This window comes from Acidovorax sp. LjRoot118 (assembly GCF_964253575.1).
Lineage (GTDB): Bacteria > Pseudomonadota > Gammaproteobacteria > Burkholderiales > Burkholderiaceae_C > Acidovorax.
On the sequence record NZ_CAXURB020000001.1, the window covers coordinates 1,462,971 to 1,478,767 of the forward strand.

11 protein-coding genes and 1 tRNA gene are annotated in these 15,797 nt (G+C 66.5%); 8 read left to right on the forward strand and 4 right to left on the reverse strand.

What is annotated here, in order from left to right:
• The first annotated feature begins 122 nt into the window (after window positions 1-122).
• The 5 genes from tolB to ACSQ9E_RS06860 all read left to right on the forward strand — a co-directional run bounded on the left by tolB (window position 123) and on the right by ACSQ9E_RS06860 (window position 3,848).
• Complete coding sequence (gene tolB / locus ACSQ9E_RS06840; protein ID WP_436217255.1) at window positions 123-1,448, forward strand: Tol-Pal system beta propeller repeat protein TolB; 1,326 nt, start codon at window positions 123-125, stop codon at window positions 1,446-1,448.
• Window positions 1,449-1,492: 44 nt separating this feature from the next.
• Entirely contained in the window at window positions 1,493-2,047 is a 555-nt protein-coding gene (pal, locus tag ACSQ9E_RS06845) for a peptidoglycan-associated lipoprotein Pal (RefSeq protein WP_179681111.1), read from the forward strand.
• Window positions 2,047-2,841 carry a tol-pal system protein YbgF gene (ybgF, locus tag ACSQ9E_RS06850; RefSeq protein ID WP_436217256.1) on the forward strand — a complete coding sequence of 265 codons (795 nt, stop codon included), beginning with the start codon at window positions 2,047-2,049 and terminating at the stop codon, window positions 2,839-2,841. The genes pal and ybgF overlap by 1 nt, the downstream gene beginning before the upstream one ends.
• Window positions 2,842-2,906: 65 nt before the next feature.
• The gene (locus tag ACSQ9E_RS06855) at window positions 2,907-3,716 is read left to right on the forward strand and encodes a tRNA threonylcarbamoyladenosine dehydratase (protein ID WP_436217257.1); all 810 of its coding nucleotides are present in this window, start codon (window positions 2,907-2,909) and stop codon (window positions 3,714-3,716) included.
• 56 nt (window positions 3,717-3,772) lie between these two features.
• Window positions 3,773-3,848: transfer RNA gene (locus tag ACSQ9E_RS06860), tRNA-Lys, on the forward strand.
• 112 nt (window positions 3,849-3,960) lie between these two features.
• On the opposite strand, the gene ACSQ9E_RS06865 is transcribed toward ACSQ9E_RS06860, so the two are convergent.
• From ACSQ9E_RS06865 to ACSQ9E_RS06875, 3 genes are all read right to left on the reverse strand, one after another.
• Entirely contained in the window at window positions 3,961-5,079 is a 1,119-nt protein-coding gene (locus ACSQ9E_RS06865; protein ID WP_436217258.1) for a helix-turn-helix transcriptional regulator, read from the reverse strand.
• A gap of 295 nt (window positions 5,080-5,374) precedes the next feature.
• Window positions 5,375-6,469 carry a helix-turn-helix transcriptional regulator gene (locus ACSQ9E_RS06870; RefSeq protein WP_436217259.1) on the reverse strand — a complete coding sequence of 365 codons (1,095 nt, stop codon included), beginning with the start codon at window positions 6,467-6,469 and terminating at the stop codon, window positions 5,375-5,377.
• A gap of 374 nt (window positions 6,470-6,843) precedes the next feature.
• Window positions 6,844-8,220: a matrixin family metalloprotease gene (locus tag ACSQ9E_RS06875; RefSeq protein WP_436217260.1), complete on the reverse strand. Its 1,377-nt coding sequence runs from the start codon at window positions 8,218-8,220 to the stop codon at window positions 6,844-6,846.
• A 428-nt stretch (window positions 8,221-8,648) separates the two neighbouring features.
• Between ACSQ9E_RS06875 and ACSQ9E_RS06880 the strand changes: the two genes are divergently transcribed.
• Together ACSQ9E_RS06880 and ACSQ9E_RS06885 are read left to right on the forward strand one after the other, a co-directional pair.
• Window positions 8,649-10,340, forward strand: coding sequence for a long-chain fatty acid--CoA ligase (locus tag ACSQ9E_RS06880; RefSeq protein ID WP_436217261.1), 1,692 nt, complete (start codon window positions 8,649-8,651; stop codon window positions 10,338-10,340).
• Between the two features lie 153 nt (window positions 10,341-10,493).
• The gene (locus ACSQ9E_RS06885; protein ID WP_436217262.1) at window positions 10,494-12,137 is read left to right on the forward strand and encodes a hypothetical protein; all 1,644 of its coding nucleotides are present in this window, start codon (window positions 10,494-10,496) and stop codon (window positions 12,135-12,137) included.
• Window positions 12,138-12,173: 36 nt separating this feature from the next.
• Here the strand turns inward: ACSQ9E_RS06885 and ACSQ9E_RS06890 are convergent, their stop codons facing one another.
• Window positions 12,174-12,542: a PilZ domain-containing protein gene (locus tag ACSQ9E_RS06890; RefSeq protein WP_057206061.1), complete on the reverse strand. Its 369-nt coding sequence runs from the start codon at window positions 12,540-12,542 to the stop codon at window positions 12,174-12,176.
• Window positions 12,543-12,708: 166 nt separating this feature from the next.
• On the opposite strand from ACSQ9E_RS06890, the gene ACSQ9E_RS06895 reads away from it, so the two are divergent.
• Window positions 12,709-15,666, forward strand: a complete 2,958-nt coding sequence (locus ACSQ9E_RS06895) for an EAL domain-containing protein (protein WP_436217263.1) — start codon at window positions 12,709-12,711, stop codon at window positions 15,664-15,666.
• The last annotated feature ends 131 nt before the right edge of the window (window positions 15,667-15,797 follow it).

A 15,797-nucleotide genomic window follows, 5' to 3' on the forward strand; every position in this document is an offset into this window, starting at 1 on the left:
CATGTTCGTGCTGCAGTGCAGCGATTGACCACAAGCCCCTGCACAGTTTGTCACAGCGGGTCTTCCCCAGTGTGTAACATTGGCGCTGCCAACCGGCATTTGTTCGGCTACTGCGGCTGCCAATGACCACAGATCACAACACCAACTCCAACACCTCCCTCCAAGCGGCCCTGCCGCGTCCCATGCGCCGCCAGGTTCTGGCCGCTCTTGCCTCCACTGCCTCCTTGCCCGCACTCGCGCAGTTCCGCGTGGAAGTCACGGGCGTGGGCCTGACCCAGTTGCCGATAGCCATAGCGCCCTTCCGTGGCGAAGCGCAGGCCCCGCAGAAGATCGGCGCCATCGTGCAGGCCGATCTGGAGCGCAGCGGCCAGTTCCGCGCAGTGGACACGGCGGGCGTGGTGCTCGACGAGACCTCGCGCCCCGATGTGGCCCTGTGGCGCCAGAAGACGGCCGATTCGCTGGTGACCGGCAGCGTGACGCGCACACCCGACGGCCGCTACGATGTGCGCTTTCGGCTGTGGGACGTGGTCAAGGGCCAGGACCTGGGCGGCCAGAGCTTCGCCGTGTCCCAGGCCGACCTGCGGCTGGTGGCGCACCGCATTGCCGACTTCGTCTACGAAAAGCTCACTGGCGAGCGCGGGGTCTTCTCCACCCGCATCGTCTACGTCACCAAGACCGGTAGCCGCTACAGCCTGTGGGTGGCCGATGCCGATGGCGAAAATGCGCAATCGGCCCTGTCGAGCCCCGAGCCCATCATCTCGCCGGCCTGGTCGCCCTCGGGCGGGCAGATCGCCTACGTGTCGTTCGAGTCGCGCAAGCCCGTGGTGTATGTCCACCAGGTCGCCTCGGCCCAGCGCCGGCTGGTGGCCAACTTCCGCGGTTCCAACAGTGCGCCGGCCTGGTCACCTGACGGCCGCAATCTGGCCGTGACGCTGAGCCGCGATGGCGGCTCGCAGCTGTACCTGATCGACGCCAATGGCGGCGAGCCCAAGCGGCTGATGCAAAGCCCCGGCATCGACACCGAACCCATGTTCTCTGCCGACGGCCGCAGCATCTACTTCGTGAGCGACCGGGGCGGTGCGCCCCAGGTCTACCGCGTGCCCGCGGGCGGCGGCAGTGCCGAACGCGTGACCTTCACGGGGTCCTACAACATCTCGCCCAGCATCAGCCCCGATGGCAAGTGGTTGGCCTACATTTCCCGCGTGGGCGGGGCCTTCAAACTGCACGTGATGGACTTGGCCTCAGGCACCGTCACCGCCATCACCGACACCTCGGCCGACGAGAACCCCAGTTTTGCGCCCAACAGCCGCCTCATCGTGTATGCCACGCAGCAGCAGGGCCGCGAGGCGCTCATGACCACCACGTTGGACGGAAAAATCAAGGCACGCCTGGCTGGCCAGCCTGGAGACATCCGCGAGCCCGATTGGGGCCCGTTCCAGAAGCAATGAACTTTTCAGCACTTTTCACAATCTAGTTTCCAGGAGAATTTTGGATGATCAGCAGCAAACTCAAGCGTTTTACCCTTGCCCTTACCGTCACCGCCCTCGTGGCCGGCTGCAGCTCTGGCGTCAAGCTCGACGATGTGCCGGTGGAAGACAAGGGCGCAAGCTCGACCATGGGTACCAACCCAGGCGGTGCCAACACGGGCAACACCGGCCAGAGCACCGTCGCCCCCCTGGACCTGACCGGCTCTGGCGCCAATGCGCAAGGCCCCGTGGGCGTGGCACGCATCGTCTACTTCGACTACGACAGCTACGTCATCAAGTCCGAGTTCCAGTCGCTGCTCGAAGCCCATTCGCGCTTCATCAAGCAAAACAATGGCCGCAAGGTCATGATCGAAGGCCACACCGATGACCGCGGTGGCCGCGAGTACAACCTGGCCCTGGGCCAAAAGCGTGCCGAAGCCGTGCGCCGTTCGCTAGCCCTGCTGGGTGTGCCCGATTCCCAGGTCGAAGCCGTGAGCTTCGGCAAGGAAAAACCTGCCGCCCCTGGCAATAGCGAAGACGCGCACGCGCAGAACCGCCGCGCCGAGCTGTCGTACCGTTGATGCCCGGGTTCAGCCTTTCACAACCCCTGCGGTCCCTGGCCGCAGGCTTGGCGCTGGCCTGTGTGGCGCTGCCAGGTGCGCACGCAGCCATCTTCGAGGACGGCGAGGCGCGCCGCGCCATACTCGAAGTGCGCCAGCGCGTGGACGCCATGCAGCAAGCCCAGCAGCGCACGGCCGACGAACTGCGCCGTGCCAACGAGGACACCGCCCAGTTGCGCCGAGGGCTGCTGGAGCTGCAGACCCAGATCGAGACCCTGCGCAGCGAGAACGCCCGCCTGCAGGGCCAGAACGAGCAGTTGACGCGTGAAGTGTCCGAGCTGCAGCGCCGCCAGAAGGACATCGCCCAAGGGGTGGATGAGCGCCTGCGCCAGTTCGAGCCGATCAAGGTCACGGTGGATGGTCTGGAGTTCCAGGCCGATGCCGCCGAGAAGAAGGACTTCGAAGCTGCGCTGGCCATCTTCCGCGCGGGCAAGTTCCCCGAGGCCAACCAGGCCTTCGGCAACCTGATCCGCCAGTACCCGCGCAGCGGCTATGTGCCGTCGGCCCGCTTCTGGCTGGGCAATGGCCAGTACGCGGCGCGCGACTACAAGGAAGCCATCAACAACTTCAAGGCCCTGCTGGCCGAGGCGCCCACGCATGCGCGTGCGCCTGAGGCTGCCCTGTCGATCGCCAACTGCCAGGTGGAATTGAAGGACGCCAAGGCCGCGCGCAAGACGCTGGAAGACCTGGCCCGGGCCTATCCCCAGTCCGAAGCTGCCATGGCTGCCAAGGAACGCCTGGCGCGGATGAAGTGAGCACTGCGGACACAACGCCCGAGGTAAAGGAACTGTTGGTCGGGAGCGAAACCGCTCCCGTGCCCATGGTTCCCTTTGCCGATGATGCGACCGACGAGGTTACGCAGCGGCGTTTTGGCGGCCTTGAGCGCCTGTATGGCGTGGAGGGTGCCAGACGCATCCGCGCCTCGCACGTGGTGGTTGTTGGCATCGGCGGCGTGGGCTCCTGGTCTGCCGAGGCGCTGGCCCGCAGCGGGGTCTCGCGCCTCACGCTGGTGGACCTGGACCATGTCTCCGAGTCCAACATCAACCGCCAGATCCATGCCCTGTCCACCACGGTGGGGCAGGCCAAGATCGAGGCCATGCGCGACCGCATCGCGCTGATCAACCCCGAATGCGACGTGCGCTGCATTGACGAGTTCGTGGAGCCTGGCAACTGGCCCCAGTTGCTGGGCAGCGACCCGGTAGATGCGGTGATCGACGCCTGCGACCAGATCAAGGCCAAGACCGCCATGGCCGTGTGGGCCCGCGCCACGGGCCAGGCGTTCATCAGCGTGGGCGCGGCCGGCGGCAAGCGCCAAGCGCACAAGGTGGACATCGACGACCTGTCGGCCACCACGCACGACCCGCTGCTTGCCCAATTGCGCTACCAGTTGCGCAAGCACCATGGCGCCCCGCGCGAGGGCCGCAAGATCGGCATTGCCTGCGTCTTCAGCCGCGAAGCCGTGGCGCAGCCCGACGCCTCGTGCGCCATCGAGGGCGGCGACGGCTCGCTCAACTGCCACGGCTACGGCTCGGTGGTGGCTGTGACGGCGACCTTCGGCCAATGCGCGGCGGGCTGGGTGATCGACCGTCTGGCCCAAGGTCCGCTGAAACCCCTAAAAATCAAGCTATAATCTTAGGCTTTGCAGCAGCCAAGGTTCAGCGATGGGCATGCGGCAGTTGCAATGATGGGACGTTAGCTCAGTTGGTAGAGCAGCGGACTTTTAATCCGTTTGTCGTGGGTTCGACCCCCGCACGTCCCACCATGATACGCAAGGCGCTACAGCTCTCAAGGCTGTAGCGCTTTTTGCTTTTTGTTCCCACATTGGGAATTCAGCCCAGCCCCTACCCGCAGGCTTGCTGGCCTGCGTTGCCCTGCTACAGCGCTGCCGGGGCTGACTCCGTGGGCCAGCCACTGCCTTGCGCTGACAGCCATCTCATCAATTCTCCCCGGTCCTGCAGGCCCAGGCTGTTGTAGAGCTGGCGGCGGTGGTAGACCACGGTGTTGGCGCTGATGTGCATGCGCACAGCGATCTGCGACTCCGGCAGGTCGAGCGCGAGCCAGTACGCGAGTTCCTGCTGGCGCTGCGAAAGACTCTGGGTCTGCAGAAACGCTTGCAGGCGCGCCTCGCGCGGGACCCGCTGCATGATGTGAATCCCGACGGCCTGGCCCATGCCGGTGGCCGCCTTCATGGGAGTGGCGCGCACCGAAAAATCGCCATGCACGGTGCGCACCTCCCTGGTGGGCAGCCCTATGGGTTGCTGTGCGCGCATGTGTTGCAGCAGTTCCTGCAATTCCTGGGGCAGCCCCGCACCACGCCGCCAGCGCCAGCCGAAGGCCAGGGGCAGCAGGGCCTCGGCCTCGGGCGACAGCCACAGCAACCGCCCCTGGGGTGTGGTGATGAGCATGCCCTGGCTGTGCGCCTCGCTGTCGTTGGCACTGGCTTGGGCATCATCCTGCAGGATGTGCGCCAGGCAGGGCTCCAGCCGTGAGAGCGCCGCAACCTCATCGGGCCCGAAAGCTGGCGACCCCGCTTCGCGGTAGAACTTGAGCGCACCTATTCCTTGCCCTCGCAGTGTGCGCAGCACCAGGCTCATGCAGTCTGTGGCCCCCATGGGCCGCATCACCACGTTGTAGAAATCGCTGCGCTCCAACTCGGGCATGGGCACCCGCACCAATTGCCCGAGCAACTGGGGCCCTTGCTCGTACCGCACTGCCTCGTCAAAGTCGCGCGAACTGCGCACCAGTACCTGGCGCTCGCTGCGCAGGATGCGCGGATCAAAGTAGTCGGCCACCACTGCCTGGACGGTCGGCACTTCCATGTGCACCGCCAGGTCGCCCGTGTCTGCGGGGTGCATGTACGCGCTGGAGTCAAAGCCGATCACCCCGTGCAGCGCCTGCAGCAGCGGCCCGATCATGGATGGCCCGCTCACCTCCATGCGGGTCATGTGCTGCAAGCGTGCAATGGCTTGCCCGGTGGAACTGGGCGAGGGCATGTTGTGCGATCCGGTGGAGCGGTGGTGGGGATGAGAACCCGAATCTAGGAGCCGTGCCGCGTTGGGTCAATACCCCGGTACACCGCCCTGCAACACCCTATCTGCCGGGGGTGGGGTGCGCAGGGCCACAGGCCGCTAGCCTGCGCAACCCACGAGGAACGCCCCGGCCATCAAGCGGATGCCGGCCCAGGGGGGGTCCTGCGCACTGCCTGCAATACAAAAGCCCCTGTTGCTGCCTGGCACCGGGGGGTTTTTTTTGTGGGCGGAGCGATTTGGCACGCATTCGTGAATGAATTCACGTTTTCCCGCCAATCTGCGCCAGAAGCTCGTCTCGCCCCATCACACCCAGCCGGTTGTAGAGCTGGCGGCGGTGGTACACGGCGGTATTGAGGCTGATACCCATGCGCTGGGCGATCTGTGATTCGGGCAGGCCGCGCGCCAGCCACCAGGCCAGCTCGTGCTGGCGCTGCGGCAGCCCCAGCGTCTGCAGGGCCGACAGCAGCCGCACCCCGCGCGCCACGCGCCGCGTGATGTGCAGGGCCACCGCCTGGCGGCCCTGCCGCTCCTGGGGCGCTGGGGTCAGGTGTGTGGCGCGCAGCGAGAACCAGCCCTGCGCCGTGAACAGTTCCATCGCGGGCAGGGCCATCTCGCCGGGCTGCTGTGCGTTGAGCCGCCGCAGCAGTTCCTGCAGCGCAGGAGGCAGCTGGGCGCCTCGGCGCCAGCCCCAGCCGAAGGCCAGGGGCATCAGCGCCTCGGCCTCGGGCGAGATCCACATCAGCCGTCCCTGGGGGGTGGCGACCAGCACCCCCTGGCTGTGCACCTCGCTGCCCTGTGCATCGCGCTCGCCCTGCTGCAGCGCACGCGCCAGATGGGCCTCCAGCCGGGCCAGCAGGGCCGCGTCCTGCGGCGTGAAGTCCGGGGCCGAGGCATCGCGGAAAAGGTGGATCACAGCCAGGCCCACACCCTGCGCGGTGCGCAACACCAGGCTCATGTAGTCCTTGGCGCCGGTGGGCCGCATCACCGCGTCGTAATAGTCGCTGCGCAGCAGCTCTGTGAGAGACACCGCCATCTGCTCGCGCATCAGCCTGGGGCCATGCTCGTGGCGCACCACCTCGCCGAAATCGCGTGGGCTGCGCACCAGCACCTGGCGCTCGCTGCGCAGGATGCGTGCATCGAAGTAGTCCCGCGCCACCGACTGCATGGGCTCCTGCGCATAGTTCATCAGTTCGCCATCGGCGCCGGGGTACAGCATGCAGCCGAAGTCAAAGCCCACCACCCGGCGCAACTCCTGCAGCAGGGGCTCGATAAGCTGCACACCACCCGCCTCCAGGCTGGCCATGCGGTGCAGGCGCGCAAGGGCGTGGCGGTCGGATCGGAAAGGGGTCGGCATGGCGATTGAAAACAAAAACGGAAGGCCGCCAATCTAGAACCCGCCCGGCACCCGGTCAACGCAGCCTGCGGGCCGCCTGCAACACCCCATCCCGTCGGGGTGGGGTGCGCCGAAAGGTTCGCGTGTAACCACGACGTCTACCGCCTCGGCTTTCCATGCGCGCTGCTATGCCCAGGGGGCGATCTGCGTCGGTGCCGACACCGCCGTGCCCACGTCTGACCAGCCCAGCGTCTATACCTGCCAGGCCCAGGCCAAACCCCCGCTCCAGCGCCTGGACTATCTGTCCTCGCTGTCGCGCCTGGCGCAGTGCCAATGACGGGATGGCCCGTCGGTCACGGCCCGGTTCTGCCTGAACCGGGCCGGGCCGAGGTGCTTCAGATGTATTCCAACCCCTGGCTGCTGAGCCCGACCAGGTTGATGTGCGCGGCATTCAGGTCCAGGTTGGCCGCAGCCACCGCGAACGATGCATTGGTGTAAGCGCCCGACTTGATGACGGCCGCCAGCGACTGGACCGTATTCGCATCGGCCGCGACGCCCACCAGATTGGCGTACAGCAGGCTCACCACCTGTTCCGGCGTGGCTGAGGCGCCCAGCAGCGCATTGATGCCAAATTGCGCGACCTGCAAGGGGGTCGAGCCGGCGTCCACCGCCTTGAGCACGATGCCCACCACGCTGCGGTTGTTCAGGCCGGCAGGGCCGACCAGCGCACCGACCATGCGTGCGGCCGTGCCCGCAGCGCCGTCCAGGTCCAGCGCCACGAAACCATCCGTGAACTTGACCCGCTCGATCTGCAGCAAAGTGTCCACCCCGTCGCGGCTGGGGACCCCGTCGCCCAGCGTCCAGCCGCCGCCGTTCTTGGGTTGCAGCGAGTAGTCGCCACGGTTGCCCCGGGCGACCAGGGTGTCCAGGCCGCCCAGGCCGTTGAACGTCTCATTGGCATTGGTGCTGGTGAACGTGTCTGCACCGGCCGTACCCGTTGGCGTCGTGGGTGTGGTCGGTGTCGTTGGGGTGGTGGGTGTCGTGGGCGTGGTCGGCGTCGTGGTGAAGGTCAGCGTCGGGCCGCTGGTCGAGTTGAACCCGTAGGTGCCGCCCAGGCCGTCACGGCCGTAGATCCAGTCCAGCGCCAGCAGGTCATAGGCCTGGAAGGTGGTCTTGTACGGGCCCGCCTCGGTATAGGACATCACCGTGTTATTGGTGTTGTCCTCGGCCGTGGGCAGCGGGCGCGGGGAGTCGAAGGGATGCGCCAGGCCCAGGGCGTGGCCCACCTCGTGCAGCAGCACTTCGTAGCCCAGTCCGCCGGCCGTGGGGGTGTTGTTGATGCTCGCGAACTCCACGTTGTCCAGGTAGACCACCGATTCGGCGTTGAGCGACGTCAGCGTCTGTTCTGGCCCCGTGAAGCTGTAGTTGTAGAACGAGGAGTTCAGCCCCGCCGTCGTGCGGCCCTGCAGGTTGGTGCCGGCGAAGTGGAGGTCTGCCTGGGACGAACTGCCCACTTCGGTGAACGTGATGCCCGTGACCTGGCTGGCATAGGCCATGATCTGGCGCGTCGCCTGCATCTGCGAGGCGTTGAATGAAGTCAGGGTGGTGCTCGAATCCCGATCGGCCACGCTGCCCGTGCTCACGTCGAAGGTGTAGTACAGCACCTTGCGGCCATCGGGAAGGAAGTTCCAGGGGGCTGGGTTTTCCAGCAGGGAATCGGCCTTGTAGTTGCCCGAGAAGCGGATGTTCTGGAGGTCGGAAACGGTAGCCATGGTGGTGTCGAATGTCTCGGCGGTTGGATGGTGGCAACTGGCTGCCCTGTGCCCTTGGACAATGCCTCGCCGAAATGGCGCCCCCGGCCCGGCGCAGTTGCCCTCGGGCCGCAGTTGCAAGTGCAAAGGGTATATCCGGTGCATTTGCAACGTACGAAACAGAATTTATCACTTGGGCGCCCGCTGTGCTGTGACGAAAAACACAATGTCACGATATCTGTTCAGGCCATTGAAGGAATGCCGGCCACGCTCGGTTGGCATTCCCCTGCTGCCGCCACGTCAGCGCATGGAGTGACTTCGGCAAGCGAAACGGTCGACGGCGCCGTCACCTGCGCGACCCCGCCTAAGTGGCATCCCCAATGCCATGGACAAGGCGGACCCCTAGGCTCTGGAGTTGAAGGAAAGAAACCATTCTCCCCATTCCATCCATGTCCACACGCCCCCACTACGCTTTCTGGCCCCGCCGGCTGCCCCATTCAATCACCTTGCCCGCCACCTCGCTGTGGGACAACCTGGCCATCAGCGCGCAGCGCTACCCCGACAAGACGGCGCTGGTGTTCTTTGGCCGCCAGTTGAGCTACCGGGCCCTGGTGGAGGGCGCCGAGCGGCTGGCCGCGCGCCTGGCGCAACTGGGTGTGCAGCGCGGCGACCGCGTGGTGTTGTGCATGCAGAACTGCCCGCAGCTGGTAATGGCGCATTTCGCCATCCTGCGCGCCAATGCCGTGGTGGTGCCGGTCAATCCCATGAACCGGGCCGAGGAGCTCAAGCACTACATCACCGACCCCGATACCAGGGTGGCATTTACCACGGCCGACCTGGCGCCCGAGCTGGCCAAGGCCAGCAACGCCCTGGCACCGAATGAGCGCCTGGCGCACCTGGTGGTGACGCACTTCACCGATGCCTTCGATGCCGACGTGCAGGGGGCCGACGCCCCGCCCGACGCATGGAAGGAGTGGCTGTGCACGCAGCATGCGCTGCCTGCGCTCGACGGTGGCACGGTGCATGCCTTTGCCGAGGTGCTGGCCTGCAGCGATGCGCCGCCTGCCCTGGTGGTGGGCCCCGCAGACCTGGCGCTGCTGCCCTACACCAGCGGCACCACGGGCCTGCCCAAGGGCTGCATGCACCTGCACAAGAGCATCATGCACAACGCCGTGGCCAGCGCGCTGTGGGGTTCTGGCTCGGCGGACAACGTCACCCTGTCGGTGGTGCCCATGTTCCACATTACCGGCATGGTGAGCGTGCTGCACACCTCCATCTACTGCGCCGCCACCATCGTGGTCATGCCCCGCTGGGACCGGGACCTGGCCGGGCGCCTGATCTCGCGCTACAAGGTGACCAACTGGACCAACATCCCGACCATGGTCATCGACCTGCTCAACAGCCCCAACTTCGCCAGCTATGACCTCTCCAGCCTGGTCTACATCGGCGGCGGCGGGGCGGCCATGCCGCAGGCCGTGGCCCAGCGCCTGCTTGAGCAATATGGCCTGCGCTATACCGAAGGCTATGGCCTGACGGAGACGGCCGCGCCATCGCATTCGAACCCGCCCGACCACCCCAAGCAACAGTGCCTGGGCATCCCCTTCATGGGCACCGATGCGCGCGTGGTAGACCCCGACACGCTGCAGGAGGTGGCCGTGGGCGAGCAGGGCGAGATCATCATGCATGGCCCCGAGGTGTTCGAGGGCTACTGGAAGCGGCCCGACGCCACGGCCAGCGCCTTCGTCGAGTTCGAGGGCAAGCGCTTCTTCCGCTCGGGCGACCTGGGGCGCATGGACGAGGAGGGCTACTTCTTCCTCACCGACCGCCTCAAACGCATGATCAATGCCAGCGGCTTCAAGGTCTGGCCGGCCGAGGTGGAGGCGCTGATGTTCCGCCACCCGGCCATCCAGGAGGCCTGCATCATCTCGGCACGCGACGCCTACCGGGGCGAGACCGTCAAGGCCGTGGTGGTGCTGCGCCCCTCGCACCAGGACACGACCGAGCAGCAGATCATCGACTGGTGCCGCGAGAACATGGCGGTGTACAAGGTGCCGCGCATCGTGCAGTTCGTGAATGCCTTGCCCAAGAGCGGCAGCGGCAAGGTGATGTGGCGGCATCTGCAGGAGGCGGAGGCGGCCTGACGTGGCGCGGGCGACCGGGGGCAGGGCAAAGCGGCTGGCGGACCACGGCACTTGCCAATTTGTCCAGTCGGGCCCGTCGACCTCCGTGCGGGCATGAAGGCCTGATAGCCTTGGCGCATTGCCCGCCTGGCCTTCGCGCCCGCCTGCCATCCCATGTCTGCCAACACCTACGCCTTCACCTGCATCGGCTCCGACGCTGCTCCGCTGGCCCAGCTGCTTGCGCTGCTGCAGGCCGCCATTAAAGCCCCTGACGCGGCCTTGCCCGAGCCGCTGGACCGTTTTTTCCAATATTGGGACGATCCCTGGGTCATGGGCGCCTCCCTGCTGGGCACCACGCTGCGCTGCACGGTCGACACATCGGCGCACGATCCGCTCGAGAAACCGCAGATACTGGCCTGGCATGCCGCAGGCGCCGACTACCTTCGGGTGCATGTGTTCAACAGCCAGGTCGGGGAATCGTCCACCACGTACTACCACGCCGGCAAGCGCATCCCGGCCAAGGCGTTTCCCAAGCCGGTGCTGTCCGAAGGCGAGCGCCTGTACGAGCTGGTACTGGAGGCCAAGGACAGCGCACTCGCCAAGGAGGTCAAGGCCGGTGCATCGCCCAACGCCACGGCCGATGGCGTGCCCATCATGGTGCTTGCCCTGCGCGCGGGCCTGGTGAAATCGGTGCGCGCCCTGCACGACGCCAAGGTCGACTGGTCTGCCTGCCTGCCCTGGGCGGCCGAGGTCGCCGATCTGATCGGTGCCTGCGGCGGCAATCAGCGCGAAGCCATGCTCTCGGGCCTGTTACATGCATCTGGCGCGGATCTGCCCAGGCTGTCGCGCCTGGAGCGCGTGGTGCGGCCGGTGAGCACGCATGCCAAACTACTCCAATGGCTATTGGCGCAACCCGGTGTGGACGTGAATGCCCTGCTGGTCGACGACCACTCCGGGCAGGAAACCGGCAGCCTGCTGTTCCACAGCGTGGAGTTCTTTGAAGACCGGGCCGATGTTCTCAAGGTGCTGACCACCAGTGGCGCGCGCTCGGTTCCGCCTGCTCAGATGAGCGACGTGGAGCGGCTCACCCGCATGTGCAGGGGATACCGGGATGCGCAGACCCCGGCGCAGTTGGCTGCGGCCGGGGTGGATCTGGAAACACCGCTCTGGCGGGAATATCCTGCGCTGCGCATGGTGATGCGCAACTACACGGGAGCGCTGGTGGATTTGCGCCTGGCGAATGACCTGCTTGATGCTGGCGCTGGGGTGGACTACTGGAAAAATCCCGAGGCCTTCCAGGAGGAAGTAGTGGAGCCGCTGCTGACCGTGTACTGGTATGAGCCCAGCAATGCCAGTGGCAAGCTCGCCTCGCGCCTGGATGCGAATGCCTGCCAGATTGTGATCGACACGCTGCGCCGGGTGCTGGATCGTGGGGTGAGTGCGGCCATGGAGGTGTCGCTGCAGGTGGACGACCTGGAGACTCGGCACGAGGGTGAATCACCGCCCTCGGCCTGCTACGTGGGGAGCCTGCTCGGGGCAGTGGCAGGCCTGCTGTGCGTACGCGGCAGCATGCTGCGGCCGTTGTGCCTGCCGCTGGTAACGCTACTGCTGGAGAACGGTGCAGACCCCCATGCGCCCTGCAGACGTGGCATCCACCTATGGGCGCGCGGGCGGATCTGGGGGTGGGGCAACTGGCCGGAGCTGCATGACCCCTGGCCGGAGGGGATGTCCGTGCTGGCCTACCTACAGCAAAGGCAGGCCGAGATGCCCGATGCCATCGATGCGGCGGTGATTGAGGCGATGCAGGCCCGGTCTTGAATACGGTGTGAGAAAAGAAAAATCATTGAGGATCCCTCAATGCGCCGTGTGCGTCAGCTCGGCCAGGTCGCGCTCCAGCAGCGCCGGGTCGCCCAGTTGCAACTCGATCAGGCGCCGCAGGTGGGTCACGCTGTCGAGGTCGATGGAGCGGCACAGCAGGCCGGTGTGCAGCCCCTCCAGGTGCGCCACCTCGCAGGACATGCCGATGTGGTTGCCCGTGTCGTGCAGCGGGATGGTGAGCTGGCACAGCATGCCGGCGCGCACGTCTGCCTGCGCAGGCAGTGAAATCAGCGCTCCCTTGAGCGACAGGTCCTGCACATGCACACTGAAGGCGTTGCTTGCCAGGGTGAGCAGCGCAGGGGCATCGAATTGGACACGGACGTAGTGGCGGCGTTCGTGGGGCATGGCTGTCTCCGAAGAGTTTGACGCATGCTAACCCAAGGTCTGCAGGCCTGTGCAAAAAAAGATATCGGGCAGGCTTTCGGCGGCACGCGTTGTTTTGGTTACGTTTTGATAAACAAGCAACCTTTGGTTAACATGGTGCTTTTGGCCACTGTGGGGATTCCCGATCGTGAGTTCACGCATTTTCCGGTGGCATTGCCGATGGGCGGGCTGGCTGGTGGGTGCCTTTTTGTGCCTGCTGCCGGTGAGCGCCAGCACTGCTGCGCCTGCGCGCGAGGTGCGGGTGGGGGTGTATGCCAACGAGCCCACCGTGTTCATGAACCAGCATGGCCGGCCTGCGGGCATCTTTGTGGACCTGCTCAACCTGGTGGCCGAGCGCGAACGCTGGTCCGTGCGCTATGTGCCGTGCGAGTTGCGTGCATGCCTGGATGACCTGCACAACGGCCGCCTGGACCTGGTGCCCGACGTGCCGCGCACGCCGGCGCGCGAGGCGCAGTTCGATTTCACCGCGCAACCCATCGTGGACACCTGGTCCGAGGTGTACCGCCAGTCGTCCTCGCCGATCCAGTCGGTGCTTGATTTGGATGGCAAGCGCGTGGCCGTGCAGCGCGGCACGGTGCAGAAGGACCATTTCATGGCCCTCATGCGCCGCTATGGGCTGCAGGTCATGGTGGTGGAGGTGGACTCGCCCGACCAGGCCTTCAGCGCCGTAGGCAGCAAGAACGCCGAGGCGGCCATCACTAGCCACCTGTTCGGCAGTGCCCGTGCGCCGGGCCACGGTCTGGTCGATTCAGGCATCGTGCTGCAGCCAGGGGGGCTGTACATCGCCAGCGGCAAGGACCGCAACCCCGACCTGCTGGCCGCCATCGACAAGCGGGCCGCGCAGTGGCGCGATGGGTCCGACGCAGCGTATGGGCAGGTGATGCGCCGCTGGGTCAGCCGGCCATCCGCCAACACCGTGGGGCGCCCGGTGCTGTGGGCCGTTGGCGCATTGCTGCTGGCGGCTGCGCTGGGGCTGCTGGTGGTCTTCCTGCTCCGCCGCCGTGTGCGCGAGCGCAGCCGGCACCCGTGGACCAGCGGGCACAAGCTGCGCACCATCCTCGACAGCGTGGGCGCCTTCATCTATATCAAGGACGCCGAGCACCGCTACCAGTACGCCAACCAGCACATGCTGGCGTTGCTTCCCGATGCCGCAGGCGGCCTGATCGGGCAGGACGACAGCGCAATCTTCGACGAGGCGACTGTGCGCCAATTGACGGCCAATGACCGCCTGGTGCTGGAGCGCGGCGAGCGCATCGAGGTGGAGGAAACCAACACCTTCCACGATGGTTCGGTGCGCACCTACCTGTCGATGAAGATGCCGCTGCGCGACAGCGACGGCCGCATCCTTGCACTGTGCGGCATTTCCACCGACATCACCGACCACCGGGGGGTGGAAGAATCGCTGCAGATCGCGGCCATCGTGTTCGAGTCGTTCGAGGGCATGGTGGTCACCGGGCCCGACCAGCGCATCATCCAGGCCAACACTTCCTACGCGCGGCTCACGGGCTACCCGGTGGAGGAACTGGTGGGCAAGACCCCGGCGCTGCTGCAGTCCGGCCGGCACGACCAGACCTTTTACCGGACGATGCAGGAGACGCTGCAGTCGGTGGGCTCCTGGCAGGGCGAGGTCTGGAACCGGCGCAAGGATGGCGAGGTGTACCCGGCCTGGATCACCGTCACCGTGGTGCGTTCGGCGCATGGCGCCATCACGCACTACGTGGGCACGCAGACCGATATCTCCAGCCGCAAGGCGGCCGAGGAGGAGATCCGCCTGCTGGCCTTCTACGACCCGCTCACCGGCCTGCCCAACCGGCGGCTGATGGCCGACCGGCTGCAGCACAGCCTGGCGGCCAGCGCCCGCACGGGCACCGGTGGCGCCCTGCTGTTCGTGGACATGGACAACTTCAAGGACCTGAACGACACCCAGGGCCATGAGATCGGCGACCAGCTGCTGTGCCAGGTGGCGGCGCGCCTGGGTGGCTGCGTGCGCAACGGCGACACGGTGGCGCGCCTGGGTGGCGACGAGTTCGTGCTGCTGCTGGAGGGCCTGAGCGCGCTGCCGCACGAGGCGGCCTCGCAGGCCGAGATGGTGGGCCGCAAGGTGCTGCATGCGCTGGGTCAAAGCTACCAGTTGGGCGGCCATGCGCACCACAGCTCGTGCAGCATCGGCGTGACCTTGTATGCCGACCCGCACACCACGGTGGACGAGTTGCTCAAGCGCGGCGACATGGCCATGTACCAGGCCAAGGGGGCGGGGCGCAACACCCTGCGCTTCTTCGACCCCCGCACCCAGGCCGCCGTCGCGGCGCGCACAGCGCTCGAGGCGGGCTTGCGCGAGGCGCTGCGCGAGGGCCAGTTCCTGCTGCACTACCAGCCGCAGATCGGCCAGTTGGAGGGCCTGGTGGGGGCCGAGGCCCTGCTGCGCTGGGAGCACCCGCAGCGCGGGCTGGTGTCGCCGGCCGAGTTCATCCCCGTGGCCGAGGCCTGCGGCCTCATCGTGCCCCTGGGCGCCTGGATCCTGCGCGCAGCCTGCCTGCAGTTGGTGGAATGGGCGCGCAACCCGGCCTCGGCCCACTGGACGCTGGCCGTGAACGTGAGCGCGCTGCAGTTCAGGCACCCGCACTTCGTGGAAGATGTGGTGGAGGTCCTCAAGAGCACGGGCGCCAACCCGGTGCGCCTGAAGCTGGAGCTGACCGAGTCGCTGCTGCTCGATGATGTGGAAGACATCATCCGCCGCATGACCACGTTGCGCGCCCTGGGCGTGCGCTTTTCGCTCGACGACTTCGGCACGGGCTATTCGTCGCTCAGCTACCTCAAGCGCCTGCCGCTGGACCAGCTCAAGATCGACCAGAGCTTTGTGCGCGACCTGCTCACCGACCCCAACGACGCCGCCATCGCCCGCACCATCGTCAACCTGGCCCACAGCCTGGACCTGGGCGTGATTGCCGAAGGGGTGGAAACCCCCGAGCAGCGCGACATGCTGGCCAGCGTGGGCTGCCTGCACTGGCAGGGCTACCTGTTCGGTCGGCCGGCGCCGGCCAGTGCCTTGCTGCGCATCGCGGAGCAGGTGGCCTTGCAGCCGTGAAAGCGCCTTGGGGAGTCAGGGCAGGCCTTCAGCCGGGGCTGGCGCCGTTTGACCTGCATCACCCCTTGGCTGCACGGCACTGCGGCGCGTGGCCTGGGCTCGGCAGCCCCTTGCGTTAAGCCTTATGCTCG

What these genes read in the sequence shown, in the direction of transcription:
- ACSQ9E_RS06885 (WP_436217262.1), top strand. Translation starts at nt 10,494, where the DNA reads ATGTCTGCCAACACCTACGCCTTCACCTGCATCGGCTCCGACGCTGCT.
- pal (WP_179681111.1), top strand. Translation starts at nt 1,493, where the DNA reads ATGATCAGCAGCAAACTCAAGCGTTTTACCCTTGCCCTTACCGTCACC.
- ACSQ9E_RS06880 (WP_436217261.1), top strand. Translation starts at nt 8,649, where the DNA reads ATGTCCACACGCCCCCACTACGCTTTCTGGCCCCGCCGGCTGCCCCAT.
- ACSQ9E_RS06870 (WP_436217259.1), bottom strand. Translation starts at nt 6,469, where the DNA reads ATGCCGACCCCTTTCCGATCCGACCGCCACGCCCTTGCGCGCCTGCAC.
- ybgF (WP_436217256.1), top strand. Translation starts at nt 2,047, where the DNA reads ATGCCCGGGTTCAGCCTTTCACAACCCCTGCGGTCCCTGGCCGCAGGC.
- ACSQ9E_RS06890 (WP_057206061.1), bottom strand. Translation starts at nt 12,542, where the DNA reads ATGCCCCACGAACGCCGCCACTACGTCCGTGTCCAATTCGATGCCCCT.
- tolB (WP_436217255.1), top strand. Translation starts at nt 123, where the DNA reads ATGACCACAGATCACAACACCAACTCCAACACCTCCCTCCAAGCGGCC.
- ACSQ9E_RS06875 (WP_436217260.1), bottom strand. Translation starts at nt 8,220, where the DNA reads ATGGCTACCGTTTCCGACCTCCAGAACATCCGCTTCTCGGGCAACTAC.
- ACSQ9E_RS06855 (WP_436217257.1), top strand. Translation starts at nt 2,907, where the DNA reads ATGGTTCCCTTTGCCGATGATGCGACCGACGAGGTTACGCAGCGGCGT.
- ACSQ9E_RS06865 (WP_436217258.1), bottom strand. Translation starts at nt 5,079, where the DNA reads ATGCCCTCGCCCAGTTCCACCGGGCAAGCCATTGCACGCTTGCAGCAC.